The organism is Streptomyces litmocidini (assembly GCF_014649755.1).
Lineage (GTDB): Bacteria > Actinomycetota > Actinomycetes > Streptomycetales > Streptomycetaceae > Streptomyces > Streptomyces litmocidini.
In genome coordinates, this window is the sequence record NZ_BMTQ01000005.1 from 371,895 (window position 1) to 384,474 (window position 12,580).

A 12,580-nucleotide genomic window follows, 5' to 3' on the forward strand; every position below is an offset into this window, starting at 1 on the left:
TATCGCGCACCTCGCGCATCTGCGCCCCGTCGGCCGTCCCCGCCGCCTCAGGCGTCGTCGAGGCCGCGCTCGATGGCGTACCGGACGAGCTCCACCCTGTTGTGCAGCTGGAGCTTGCCCAGGGTGTTCTGCACGTGGTTCTGCACCGTCCGGTGGGAGATGACCAGCCGCTCGGCGATCTGCTTGTAGCTGAGCCCCTTCGCGACGAGCCGCAGGACCTCCGTCTCGCGCTCGGTCAGCTGCGGGGCCTTCGGCTCGTCGGCGCCGGCCGCCGGTGCGGGCTCGGAGGCCAGCCGGCGGTACTCGCCGAGGACGAGGCCGGCCAGGCCCGGCGTGAAGACGGGGTCGCCGACGGCCGTCCGGCGGACCGCGTCGATCAGCTCCTCGGTACTGGCCGACTTGAGGAGGTAGCCGGTGGCACCGGACTTGACCGCCTCCAGGACGTCGGCGTGCTCGCCGCTCGCCGACAGGACGAGGACCCGCAGCTCGGGCCGGGCGCCGACGAGCTCCTTGCAGACCTGGACGCCCGGCTTCACCGGCAGGTTCAGGTCGAGGACGAGGACGTCGGGGCCGGCCGCGACGGCGCGGCGCACGGCCTGCTCGCCGTCGCCGGCGGTGGCGACCACGTCGAAACCCGCCTCGGCGAGGTCGCGGGCGACCGCGTCCCGCCACATCGGATGGTCGTCGACGACCATCACCTTGATCAGCTGCTCGCTCACTTCTCCCCTGCCTTCCCCCGTGGGACCTTCAACTCGACCTCCGTGCCCTGACCGGGGACGGAGAACAGCTCGGCCGTGCCGCCCAGATCGCGCAGTCTCCCCCGGATGGACAGGGCGACGCCCATCCGGCCCTCGCCCTCCGCCTGCGCGAGGCGGCCCTCCGGGATGCCGGGGCCGTCGTCCCGGACGGTGACGGTCACCTCGTCCGTCCAGTCCTCGATCAGGATCCACGCCTGCGCGTCCTCGCCCGCGTGCACCCGGACGTTGTCCAGGGCCGCGCCGACGGCGGCGGCCAGCTCGCGGGCGGCGGGCGGCGGCAGCAGGACCGGGGCGCCCGGCTCGGAGAGCGTGACCCGGGCCCCGGCGCGCGGGGCGAGCAGGACGCGGAGGTCGGTGGGGGCGTCCGCGTCGGGTTCGTCGTCCACGTCCACGACCCGGACGACGGCGCCCTCGGACTCGTCCTCGGAGACCAGGCTGGGCCGGGCGAGCCCGCCCGCGACGAGGGTGCGGAGGGCGACCTCCTGCTCCCCCGCCATCCGGCCGAGTTCGGCCGCCTCGCCGCCGAGCGCGGTGCCGCGCCGCTGCACCATCGCGAGGACCTGGAGGACGCTGTCGTGGATGTCGCGGGCGAGCCGCTCCCGTTCCCGGGTCGCGGCCTCGATCTCCAGGGCGCGGGCGAGGGTGCGCTCGGAGGCGCGGGCGACCTCGACGACGTAGCCGATGGCGATGGAGGCGACCCAGACGAGGAGCACGTTGTGGAAGGTGTCCCGGCTGGGGTGGCCGCGCTCGACGATGTTGGCGACGGCGACGAGGGAGGAGGCGACGCCGGCCCAGCGCCAGCCTCCCTTGATGGCGTAGGCGAGGACGGAGCCGGCGGTCCATATCGACGGCAGGGTGGGGCCGTCGAACGACTGGGCCTGGGCGTCGGCGAGCGGGGTGAGGAGGATGCCGACGAGGGCGATGGCGAGGTCGGCGACGAGGAAGCGCCTGGTGCAGCCGGCGGCGTTCGCCACCTTGGGGAGGGTGGCGAGGGTCCAGCAGCACAGCACCGTCAGATAGCCGACGGCGATCCAGGGCCGCTCGTAACCGCTCCGGCCGAAGGCGAACAGCAGGACCGCGTAGACCATCGTCAGGACGCGGTAGCCGGTCAGCGCCCGCCACAGCGGCTGCTCGACCGACATGCGCACGACACGCTCGCGCTTGGCCATCTCCCCCACCCCCCGAGTCCCCGCGGGGACCTACGCGCCGGACTCTTCCCGAGCGGCGATCTCGGCCTTGACGGCCTCCTTGGCCGCCTTCTCCGCCTCGGCGATCTGCCGCTTGGCGGCCGTCGCGTAGATGTCGACGTACTCCTGGCCGGACAGCTTCATGATCTCGTACATGACCTCGTCGGTCACCGAGCGGAGGATGAAGCGGTCCCCCTCCATGCCCTGGTAGCGGGTGAAGTCCAGCGGCTTGCCGATCCGGATGCCCGGACGCATCAGCTTGGGGACGACCTTGCCGGGCGGCTGGATCTTCTCGGTGTCGATCATGGCGACCGGGATCACGGGCGCGCCGGTGGCCAGGGCGACGCGCGCCAGGCCGCCGGGCTTGCCCCGGTAGAGGCGGCCGTCGGGCGAGCGGGTGCCCTCGGGGTAGATGCCGAAGAGGCCGCCGCCCTCGATGACCTCGATGCCCGCCTTGATGGCGGCCTCGCCCGCGCCGCGGGCACCCGAACGGTCCACCGGGAGCTGGCCGACACCCTTGAAGAAGGCGGCGGTGAGCTTGCCCTTCACGCCGGGGGTGGTGAAGTACTCGGCCTTGGCGATGAAGGTGACCTTGCGGTCCAGGACGGCGGGCAGGAAGAAGGAGTCCGAGAAGGACAGGTGGTTGCTCGCGAGGATCGCGGGTCCCTCGGCGGGGATGTTCTCCAGTCCCTCCACCCAGGGCCGGAAGGCGAGCTTCAGGGACCCTCCGATGGAGAACTTCATTGCGCCGTAGATCAACTCGCCATGCCTTCCGTGTGCCGTCGCCACGACTTTATCCCGTACCGGCGCACGGCCCCGGCTACGGCCCTGGTCGGTGTCGGTCCGGTCGCGTACCGTGAAGGTCCTTCCCCATATTCCGTCGCTCCGGCGCACCCGAAGACGCCGGAGTCGCAACGAACAGGAGACCCCGGTGCCGGTCCTTCCCGGAGCCGAGCCGTACCGCCACGAAGGCGGAGAGGTCGGCGTCCTTCTCTGTCACGGATTCACCGGTTCCCCGCAGTCGATGCGTCCGTGGGCCGAGTACCTGGCCGAGCGCGGCCTGTCGGTGTCGGTGCCCCTGCTGCCGGGCCACGGCACCCGCTGGCAGGACATGCAGCTCGTCACCTGGCAGGACTGGTACGCGGAGGTGGACCGGGCCCTGCGCGAGCTCCTGGAGCGCTGCCGGACCGTCTTCGTCTTCGGCCTCTCCATGGGCGGGGCCCTCACGCTGCGGCTGGCCGCCCAGCACGGCGACGAGGTGCGCGGCATCGTCCTGGTCAACCCGGCGAACAAGGTGCACGGCCTCGCCGCGCACGCGCTGCCGGTCGTCCGGCACCTGGTCCCCTCCACCAAGGGCATCGCCAGCGACATCGCCAAGGAGGGCGTGACCGAGCTCGGCTACGACCGGGTGCCGCTGCACGCCGCGCACACCATGCGCCGCTTCTTCCGGATCGTGGACGCGCAGCTTCCCCAGGTCACCCAGCCGGTGGTACTGCTCCACAGCCCCCGGGACCACGTCGTGCCGCCCGCCGACTCGGCCCGGATCCTCTCCCGGATCTCCTCGACGGACGTCGAGGAGATCCTGCTGGAACAGAGCTACCACGTGGCGACGTTGGACCATGACGCGGAGCGGATCTTCGACGAGAGCCTGGCCTTCGTCGAGCGTCTGGCCCCGGAGCTGGTCGACGGGAAGGGGAGCAGGAGCGGTGGCTGAGCAGCAGGACGGCGACGGGCGGGAGCCGCAGCCCATCGACGAGGAGGCCGCTTGGGCGGCGATCGTCGCCGGGTACGGCGAGGAGCCCGCGGACCCTCCGGGGGCGAAGCCGTTCCGGCCCGTCGAGAACCTGTCGCTGCCGGAGCCGGAGGACGGGGAGGACGGGGCCGCCGGGGAGGTCCGGCCGGTCAAGGGCACGGCCTGGAAGCCGCGGCCCAAGCCCCTGCCGGACCCCGCCGAGGAGACCGGGCCGGCCGAGGACCCGGAGGCGGGTCCCGAGCGGCCGGCGCCGGGCAGCTCGATCGTGTTCGCGCCCGGGGTGCGGGCGGGCGGCCCCCGGGACCACTCGCCGGCCGAGCCGGACGACGCGGCGGGCGGCGCCGACGAGGGCCACTTCGTCCCTCCGGAGCCGCCTCCGCTGCCCGAGGCGGACACGACGACCAAGTTCGCCTGGCTCGCGGTCGTCGGCGGCCCGGTCCTGATGCTCCTCGCCGTCCTGCTCCAGTGGGACATGACCTGGTGGCTGACGACGCTCTGCGTGGGCGGCTTCCTGGGCGGCTTCGCGACGCTGGTGGCCCGGATGAAGCACGACGACGAGGACGACGACGGCTTCGACGACCCGGGACGCGGGGCGGTGGTGTAGCCCCGGCCCTACGAGGCGGGGACGCGGACCGCCGCCAGCACGGGGAGGTGGTCGGTGGCGGCCCGCAGGTCCCGGGGGTCGAGGTCCGTCGGGACTCCGCAGCCGAGGAACTCGATGCCCGGGGTCGCCAGGATCGCGTCGATGCGCTGGTGCGGATCGGCGGGGGTCGAGGTGTACTCGCCGCCCCAGGGACTGACCGCCCACCCGTCCTGGAGCTCCTCGGTGAGGCGGGTGAAGGCGGGGCCGCCGGGGCGTTCGTTCAGGTCGCCGGCGACGAGGGCGTGCGGGGTGCCGAGGGCGGCGACCCGGTCGAGGACCATCCCGGCCTGGGCGTACCGCTCGTCCTTCCGCAGGCTCAGATGGCAGCTGACGAGACCGAGCCGGGCCCCGGCGAAGCGGACGACCGCGGTCGCGAGGCCGCGCCGGTGCAGACCCGGCGTGAGCGGCAGCAGGACGTCCTCGGTCCGCTCCACGGTGGCCCGCAGGGAGCAGAGCAGGAGCGGCCCCGCCGCGGTGGCGCCGCCGCTCAGGACGACGAGTTCGCTCTTGGCGGCGAGCCGGGCGGCGTGTTTGCGCCAGCGGAAGAAGCGGGGTGCCTCCTGGACGAAGACGAGGTCGGGGGCGCAGGCGCGGATCACCCGGGCGAGGGCGTCCTCGTCGTCGCGCATCGAGCGGACGTTGTAGCTCAGGACCCGGAGGACGGCCGAACCGTCGCTCTCGGTGCGGGAGTTGGGCAGCTCACTGATCGCCATGACGGCCAACATACGACGGCCGCCCGTCGCGTCCGGGAGGACGCGACGGGCGGCCGTCGTATGGCTCCGTACGGAGGTTCAGCCCTGGCGGGCCAGGTCCGCGGCGCCGACCAGGCCGGCCTTGTTGCCGAGCTGGGCCGCGAGGACCTGCGCGTGCGGACGGTACCGGCCGCCGATCAGCCAGCGCCGGAAGGACTTCCGGATCGGGTCGAGGACCAGCTCGCCCTCGTCGGAGACGCCGCCGCCGACGATGAACGCCGACGGGTCGAAGAGCGAGGCCAGGTCGGCGAGACCGGCGCCCGCCCAGCGGGCCAGCTCGCGGAAGGAGTCGACGGCGACCTTGTCGCCCGCCCGGGCGGCCTCGCTGACGTGCTTGCCCTCGATGCCCTCGGGGGTGCCGTCGCCGAGCCCGAGGAGCACCGTGGCGTTCTCGGGGGTGGCGGCGGCGCGCTGCTTGGCGTACCGGACGAGAGCGCGCCCGGAAGCGTACTGCTCCCAGCAGCCCTGGCTGCCGCAGCCGCACAGCAGACCGTCCGGGACGACCCGGATGTGGCCGAATTCGGCGGCCACGCCGAAGCGTCCGCGGCGCAGCTTGTTGCCGATGATGATGCCGCCGCCGAGGCCGGTGCCGAGGGTGATGCAGATGACGTCCTCGTGGCCCTGGCCGGCGCCGAAGCGGTACTCGCCCCAGGCCGCGGCGTTGGCGTCGTTCTCGACGACGACGGGCAGACCGACCCGCTGCTCGACCTTGTCCTTGAGCGGCTCGTGCCGCCAGTCGATGTTCGGCGCGAAGAGGACGGTGGCACGCTTGTCGTCGACGTAGCCCGCGGCTCCGATGCCGACGGCCTCGATCGAGTGGCCCTTGCCGGCCTCGGACACGGCGGCGCAGATGGCGTCGACGATGCCTTCGGGGGTCGGCGGGGTGGGCACGGTGTGCGTGTCGAGGATGTTGCCCTCCTCGTCGACCACGCCGGCCGCGATCTTCGTGCCGCCGATGTCGACGCCGATGGTGAGTCCCATGTGTCCCTCAGTTTTCGGTCGAGCCCCGCTAAGGCCCACCGTACCCGAGGGGAGGTGCCCCACCGATCAGTCGAGGTCGATGTGCTGGCCGGTTCCGGGCCCCTCGTCGTCCTTGCGGGGAACGTCCGGGCCCGGGTCCGCCTCCCGGCGCGGGTCGTCCTCGGGCACGGCGCCGCCTCGGGTCCAGCGGCTCTCGTGGCCCTCGACGGCGGAGCGGTAGGCGGCGAGCAGCTCGCTGCCGGCGGCGGCGAGGTGGTCGAAGACCTGCGGGTTGCGTTCGATGACCGGCTCGACGGCGGCCTTCGCCTGGTCGACGAGCTGCTGCACGGTCTGCGCGGCGGTCTGCGCGGCCCGGCCGCCGAGGAGCGGGTTCCCGAGACCGCCGGAGACCTTGTCGGCCACGGCCTCGAAGAGCCTGCGGAACTCCTCCGCGGGCGAGCCGGGCTCGGTCGCGCGCTGCGCCCGGCGGCGGGCCTTCTCCGCCTCCATGTCCTCGGCACAGGCCTTGGCCCAGGCGTCCGAATCGCTCATGGCGTACTCCTCAATGGCTGCGTACTTCGACGGTACACGCCGCCTCAGGAGGTGCGGGGCCAGAGCCCGGGGTCGGGTGTGAACCGCACCCGCAGGTCCCCCTCGACGAGCCCGGCGCCGGTGACCGTGCAGCGGCGCAGGGCGCCCGGCAGCGGGACGCCGCGGCGGAACGCGCCGACGGTCAGGAGCAGTTCGTCGCCGCGGCGGACGAGCGAGAGCTCCTCCTTGACGGCCCCCGGCAGGGGGATGTGCCAGACCAGGACGCCGTCCTCCTCGCGCCGGTCCTCGACGGTCCACTCCGGGACGGGGACGGGGGCCGGCTCGGGCCGGACGGGCGCGAGCGGGGCCAGGTCCTCGGCACCGCGCGGAGCACGGCCGAGGTGCGGCAGCTCGTACAGCCGTTCGCCGGCGGTGGTACGGAGCTCCGCGAGGTGCCGGTGCTGTTCGGCGGCGAGCCCGGCCAGCCACGGGTCCTCGGAACCGGCGGGGAGGATCCGGTTCGCGACGACGGCGTCGAGGGCGAGGCGCTGGACGGCGAGACCGAGCCGGGCGGTGCGCAGGGCGCGGGCGGCGGCGGGGCCGGGTTCGAGGACGAGGCGGACGGTGGTGGTGGGGGCCTCGACGACGGCCTGGACGGCGGCGAGCTCGGCCTCCCAGCGGGCCGTCGCCTCGTACAGCCACTGCGCGGGCATGGGCACGCCGGCGAGCTGGGCGAGCATCGGGCGCAGGGCTCGGGCGGCCTGGCGCTCCGGCGGCAGCAGGCGGCGCAGATAGCGGCGGAGCTGCGCGGGGAGCGCGAGGAGGGCGAGGGCCTCGTCGAGCGGGGGCAGGTCGACGACCGCGAGGTCGTGGTCGCCGGCGGCGGCGTCGCGCAGGGCCCGCAGCAGGGCGAACGGGCGGCTGCCCGGGAGCTCGGTCAGCTCGGCGTCCTCGAAGGGGGCGGCACCGAGCAGGTCGAGGGCGGTGGAGGAACGGGCCTGGAGGGCGAGGAACTCCCGGCGGAAGTCGGCGCCGGGGTCGGGACGGAGGATCCGGAGCCCCTCGATCGGCTCCGCGTCCTCGGAGACGAGCAGGACCCGGCGGCCGGCCCGCGCCCCCGTCTGCGCCTGCTCCTGTGCCCGTGCCTCGGCCAGGGCGGTGGCGGCGGCGAGGGTGGTGCGTCCGGCGCCGCCGGGGCCGGTGACAAGGATGATCCGCATGCGGGGGACGTTACCGGCCCCGCCCGGGGGCCCTCGCCGTGGGCCGCGCCCACCCACCCCGTCGCGGGCGGGTGGGCCGCCGTCGCGGGCGGGTGGGCCGGGGCGTGCGGGTTCCGGAAAGGGTTACGCGCCCGATTCGACGCGCTTCTTCAGGCCGTCCAGCGCCCGGTCGATGATGACCTTCTCCGCCTTGCGCTTGATCATGCCCAGCATGGGGATCTTGACGTCCACCGTCAGCTGGTACGTCACCTCGGTGCGGTCACCGGAACCGAGCGGCTTCAGCAGGTAGGAGCCGTCGAGGGAGCGGAGCATCTGGGACTTGACGAGGGTCCAGCTGACCTCGTCGTCCCCGGTCCAGGTGTACGCGAGGGTGTGGTCGTCCCTGATGGCGCCCGCGTCGAGGAGGAGGCGGACCTTCGAAGCCCGCCCGGCGTCGTCGGCCTCCAGGACCTCGGCCTCCTTCACCTCGCCGGTCCACTCGGGATAGCGGGCGAAGTCGGCGATCACGCCCATGACGTCGGCCGGCGCCGCCTCGATGGTGATGCTCGAGCTGGTGTGTTCGGCCATCGCGGTGGCTCCTCCACTGTGCGGTCCGGCGGAAGCAAAGGGCACAGACGTGCCGACGGAAGGCTATCGCGCCCCCGCGCCTCCGCCGTCACCACTCCAGGGCGAAGGGCTTGCCCGTCGAGGCGAAGTGCCCGACGTTGACGCACTCCGTCGCGCCGACGCGCATGCGGCGCGCCAGCGGCTGGTGGACGTGGCCGAAGAGGGCGTAGCGGGGGCGGACGCGGTGGATGGCGTCGAGCAGGGCCCGGCTGCCGCGTTCGAAGCGGCGGGCGACCGTGTCGTAGGTGAGGTCGGGCACGTCGGGCGGGATGTGGGAGCAGAGGACGTCGACGTCGCCGAGCGCCTCGACCTTGGCCGCGTACTCCTCGTCGGGGATCTCGTACGGCGTGCGCATGGGGGTGCGCAGGCCGCCGCCGACGAAGCCGAAGGTCAGCCCGCCGAGTTCGATCCGCTCGCCGTCGAGGACCGTCGTCCCGGGTCCGGCGAAGTCCGCCCAGAGCCGGGGGATGTCGACGTTCCCGTAGGTGGCGTACGTCGGCGTGGGGAAGGCGGCGAAGAGTGCGGCGTACTGGCGGCGGACGGCGGCCTCGATGGCGGTGTCGCGGTCGACGTCGAGTCCGGCCCAGAGGCGGCGGCCGAGGTCGCGGGCCTCCTCGAAGCGGCGGGCGGTGCGGAGCTCGACGATCCGGTCGGCGTTCTCGGTGCCGAAGAGATCGGGGAAGATCCCCCGGCTGTGGTCGGCGTAGTCGAGGAAGAGGACCAGGTCACCGAGACATATGAGGGCGTCGGCGCCCTCCCCCGCCTCGGCGAGGTCGTCGGCGTTGCCGTGTACGTCACTGACCACGTGGACTCGCATGAGCCCACCTTAGGGGGTGTCACCTGCGGTTACTTGGGAGTCGTGAAACCTGTGGATTACTGTGCGCAGAGCACCGTCACGCCGGTGTGACGCACGGAACATCTGGCCGGGACCCCCTATCCGGAACCGAGTACTGACGAGTAACGTCCGGGCAGTCCAGTCGTGCTCACCCCCACTGAGCACCTGCCCGATCATGGACTTCACCGGTGCATCACACAGAGCCGTGGCGCCGGCGCCCGATGAGGAGCAGCAGTCTTGCGCGAGTTCAGCCTTCCGGCCCTGTACGAGGTCCCCGCGGACGGCAACCTGACGGATCTCATCCGCCGCAACGCCTCCCAGCACCCAGACGTCGCCGTGATGGGGCGCAAGGTCGACGGCGTCTGGACGGACGTCACCGCCACGCAGTTCCTCGCCGAGGTCCGCGGGGTCGCCAAGGGCCTGATCGCCTCCGGCGTGGAGCCGGGCGACCGGATCGCGCTGCTCTCCCGCACGCGCTACGAGTGGGTGCTCCTCGACTTCGCGATCTGGAGCGCGGGCGCGGTGACCGTGCCGGTGTACGAGACGAGCTCGCCGGAGCAGGTCCAGTGGATCCTGGGCGACTCGAGCGCGACCCTGGCGCTCGTCGAGAGCCCGGCGCACCAGGCCTCGGTGGAGTCCGTGCGGGACCGGCTCCCGGAGCTCGAGGGCGTCTGGCAGATCGAGGACGGCGCGGTCGCGCGGCTCACGGCCGCGGGCGCGGACGTCTCCGACGAACTGCTCGACGAGCGCATGTCGGCGGCGCACGCGGACGACCCGGCGACGATCGTCTACACCTCGGGCACGACGGGCCGCCCCAAGGGCTGCGTCCTGACCCACCGGGCCTTCTTCGCCGAGTGCGGCAACGTGGTGGAGCGGCTGAAGCCCCTCTTCCGTACGGGCGAGTGCTCGGTGCTGCTGTTCCTGCCGGCCGCGCACGTCTTCGGGCGGCTCGTCGAGGTCGCGTCCGTGATGGCGCCGATCCGGCTGGGCTGCGTCCCGGACATCAAGAACCTCACGGACGAGCTGGCCTCGTTCCGGCCGACGCTGATCCTGGGCGTGCCGCGCGTCTTCGAGAAGGTCTACAACTCGGCGCGGGCGAAGGCGCAGGCCGACGGCAAGGGCAAGATCTTCGACAAGGCCGCGCACACGGCCATCGCGTACAGCCGGGCGCTCGGCACCCCGCAGGGCCCGTCCTTCGGGCTCAGGCTGAAGCACAAGGTCTTCGACAAGCTGGTCTTCAGCAAGCTGCGGGCGGTGCTCGGCGGTCGCGGCGAGTACGCGATCTCGGGCGGCGCGCCGCTGGGCGAGCGCCTCGGCCACTTCTTCCGGGGCATCGGCTTCACGGTCCTGGAGGGCTACGGCCTGACGGAGTCGTGCGCGGCGACCGCGTTCAACCCGTGGGACCGGCAGAAGATCGGCACGGTGGGCCAGCCGCTGCCGGGCTCGGTGGTGCGGATCGCCGACGACGGCGAGGTGCTGCTGCACGGCGAGCACATCTTCACGGAGTACTGGAACAACCCGGCGGCCACGGCCGAGGCGCTGGCGGACGGCTGGTTCCACACGGGTGACATCGGCACGCTCGACGAGGACGGCTACCTCGCGATCACCGGCCGCAAGAAGGAGATCCTGGTGACGGCGGGCGGCAAGAACGTCGCCCCGGCGGTCATCGAGGACCGGATCCGGGCGCACGCGCTGGTCGCGGAGTGCATGGTGGTCGGCGACGGGCGTCCGTTCGTGGGCGCGCTGGTCACCATCGACGAGGAGTTCCTGGGCCGCTGGGCGAGCGAGCACGGCAAGCCGGCCGGTTCGACGGCGGCCTCCCTGCGGGAGGACGCGGAGCTGATCGCCGAGGTCCAGCGGGCGGTCGACGACGGCAACGCCGCCGTCTCCAAGGCGGAGTCGGTCCGCAAGTTCCGCATCCTCCCGGCCCAGTTCACCGAGGAGGCGGGCCACATCACCCCGTCCCTGAAGCTGAAGCGGAACGTGGTGGCGAAGGACTTCGCGGACGAGATCGAGGCCATCTACGCCAAGTAGGCCGTCTCCACCGAGCAGGGGTACGGGCGAGGGGCCCGGGGCGATCACATCGCCCCGGGCCCCTCGCCCGTACCCCTACAGCAGCTCGCGCAGTCGCTCCGCCAGCAGGTCCCAGCGCCAGCGCTCCTCCACCCAGGCCCTGCCCCGCTCGCCCATGCGGGCGCGGAGCTCGGGGTCGAGGAGGAGGGTGGCGACGCGGTCGGCGGTCTCCTCGGCGGACTCGCCGCGGACGACCCAGCCGGTCTCGCCGTCGAGGACGGCGTCGGGGGCGCCGCCGGAGTCGCCGGCGACGACGGGGAGGCCGGTGGCGGAGGCCTCCAGGTAGACGATGCCGAGGCCCTCGACGTCGAGGCCGCCGCGCCGGGTGCGGCAGGGCATGGCGAAGACGTCGCCGGCGCCGTAGTGGGCGGGCAGCTCGGACCAGGGCACGGCTCCGGTGAAGCGTACGGATCCGGCCACGCCGGTCTCGGCGGCGAGGCGGCGCAGGTCCTTCTCGTACGGTCCGCCGCCGACGACCAGGAGGACGGCGTCGGGGACCCGGCGCAGGATCGCGGGCATGGCCCGGATCAGGGTGTCCTGGCCCTTGCGGGGGACGAGCCGGGAGACGCAGACGACGACGGGGCGGTCGCTGAGCCCGAGGCGGGCGCGGACCTCGTCGCCGCCCGAGCCGGGGTGGAAGGTCTTCTCGTCGACGCCGGGCGGGAGCTGGACCATGCGGCCGGCGGCGGCCGGGGTGAGGGCGCCCGCGATCCGGGAGCGGGTGTACTCGCCGAGGTAGGTGATCGTGTCCGTGCCCTCGCCGATGCGGCGCAGGAGCTGCCGGGCCGCGGGGAGCTGGGCCCAGCCGGCCTCGTGCCCGTGGGTGGTGGCGACGAGCCGGCGGGCGCCGGCCCGGCGCAGCGCGGGGGCCATCAGGCCGAGCGGCGCGGCCGCGCCGAACCACACGGACTCGCAGCCGTGCTCGCGCAGCAGCGCGGTGGCGCGGGCGGTGACCCGGGGGGTCGGCAGCAGCATGGTGGTGCGATCCCGTACGACCGTGAAAGGCTGTTCGGCGTCGAACGCGGCCGTCGCCTCGATCCCTTCGCGGCTGCGCTTCCACGTGGAGGCGTAGACCACGATCCGGTCGGGATCCAGGCGGAGTGCCATGTTGTGCAGGAAGGCCTGGATTCCGCCGGGACGCGGCGGGAAGTCGTTGGTTACGATCAGGGTCTTGTGCATCGTGGCCGACAGTACGCGATCGCCTGCACCACCCGGCAACACGCCTGCCCCGCCACCGCGGGCCGACAGGACCAGGACCGCCC

The 12,580-nt window shown here is 73.4% G+C and carries 13 protein-coding genes; 3 read left to right on the forward strand and 10 right to left on the reverse strand.

What is annotated here, in order from left to right:
• Positions 1 to 47: 47 nt before the first annotated feature.
• Genes IE180_RS13910 through IE180_RS13920 form a run of 3 tightly spaced genes read right to left on the reverse strand, consistent with a single transcriptional unit; the run spans position 48 to position 2,704 of the window.
• Positions 48 to 719 (reverse strand): response regulator, encoded by a 672-nt coding sequence (locus IE180_RS13910; protein ID WP_373302760.1) that lies wholly within the window; start codon positions 717 to 719, stop codon positions 48 to 50.
• A complete protein-coding gene (gene macS, locus IE180_RS13915) occupies positions 716 to 1,927 on the reverse strand; it encodes a MacS family sensor histidine kinase (RefSeq protein ID WP_190157164.1) in 1,212 nt (403 codons plus the stop codon). Before macS ends, IE180_RS13910 begins: the two co-directional genes overlap by 4 nt.
• A 30-nt stretch (positions 1,928 to 1,957) precedes the next feature.
• Complete coding sequence (locus IE180_RS13920) at positions 1,958 to 2,704, reverse strand: lysophospholipid acyltransferase family protein (RefSeq protein ID WP_174518248.1); 747 nt, start codon at positions 2,702 to 2,704, stop codon at positions 1,958 to 1,960.
• 172 nt (positions 2,705 to 2,876) lie between these two features.
• Between IE180_RS13920 and IE180_RS13925 the strand changes: the two genes are divergently transcribed.
• Together IE180_RS13925 and IE180_RS13930 are read left to right on the forward strand one after the other, a co-directional pair.
• Positions 2,877 to 3,659: an alpha/beta hydrolase gene (locus tag IE180_RS13925; protein WP_190157165.1), complete on the forward strand. Its 783-nt coding sequence runs from the start codon at positions 2,877 to 2,879 to the stop codon at positions 3,657 to 3,659.
• Positions 3,652 to 4,302 carry a hypothetical protein gene (locus IE180_RS13930; protein ID WP_190157166.1) on the forward strand — a complete coding sequence of 217 codons (651 nt, stop codon included), beginning with the start codon at positions 3,652 to 3,654 and terminating at the stop codon, positions 4,300 to 4,302. The genes IE180_RS13925 and IE180_RS13930 overlap by 8 nt, the downstream gene beginning before the upstream one ends.
• An 8-nt stretch (positions 4,303 to 4,310) precedes the next feature.
• Here IE180_RS13930 and IE180_RS13935 read toward each other — a convergent pair whose 3' ends face one another.
• The 6 genes from IE180_RS13935 to IE180_RS13960 all read right to left on the reverse strand — a co-directional run bounded on the left by IE180_RS13935 (position 4,311) and on the right by IE180_RS13960 (position 9,227).
• Positions 4,311 to 5,054: an endonuclease/exonuclease/phosphatase family protein gene (locus IE180_RS13935; RefSeq protein WP_190157167.1), complete on the reverse strand. Its 744-nt coding sequence runs from the start codon at positions 5,052 to 5,054 to the stop codon at positions 4,311 to 4,313.
• Between the two features lie 78 nt (positions 5,055 to 5,132).
• Entirely contained in the window at positions 5,133 to 6,074 is a 942-nt protein-coding gene (locus IE180_RS13940) for an ROK family glucokinase (protein ID WP_190157168.1), read from the reverse strand.
• Between the two features lie 66 nt (positions 6,075 to 6,140).
• A complete protein-coding gene (locus IE180_RS13945; protein WP_190157169.1) occupies positions 6,141 to 6,605 on the reverse strand; it encodes a DUF5304 domain-containing protein in 465 nt (154 codons plus the stop codon).
• A 44-nt stretch (positions 6,606 to 6,649) separates the two neighbouring features.
• Complete coding sequence (locus tag IE180_RS13950) at positions 6,650 to 7,804, reverse strand: ArsA family ATPase (protein ID WP_190157170.1); 1,155 nt, start codon at positions 7,802 to 7,804, stop codon at positions 6,650 to 6,652.
• Positions 7,805 to 7,927: 123 nt separating this feature from the next.
• Positions 7,928 to 8,371 (reverse strand): SRPBCC family protein, encoded by a 444-nt coding sequence (locus IE180_RS13955; RefSeq protein WP_190157171.1) that lies wholly within the window; start codon positions 8,369 to 8,371, stop codon positions 7,928 to 7,930.
• An 88-nt stretch (positions 8,372 to 8,459) separates the two neighbouring features.
• Positions 8,460 to 9,227, reverse strand: a complete 768-nt coding sequence (locus IE180_RS13960; protein WP_190157172.1) for a metallophosphoesterase family protein — start codon at positions 9,225 to 9,227, stop codon at positions 8,460 to 8,462.
• Positions 9,228 to 9,482: 255 nt separating this feature from the next.
• On the opposite strand from IE180_RS13960, the gene IE180_RS13965 reads away from it, so the two are divergent.
• Positions 9,483 to 11,279, forward strand: coding sequence for an AMP-dependent synthetase/ligase (locus IE180_RS13965; protein WP_190157173.1), 1,797 nt, complete (start codon positions 9,483 to 9,485; stop codon positions 11,277 to 11,279).
• A 75-nt stretch (positions 11,280 to 11,354) separates the two neighbouring features.
• Here the strand turns inward: IE180_RS13965 and IE180_RS13970 are convergent, their stop codons facing one another.
• Positions 11,355 to 12,497, reverse strand: coding sequence for a glycosyltransferase family 4 protein (locus tag IE180_RS13970; protein ID WP_190157174.1), 1,143 nt, complete (start codon positions 12,495 to 12,497; stop codon positions 11,355 to 11,357).
• Positions 12,498 to 12,580 lie beyond the last annotated feature (83 nt).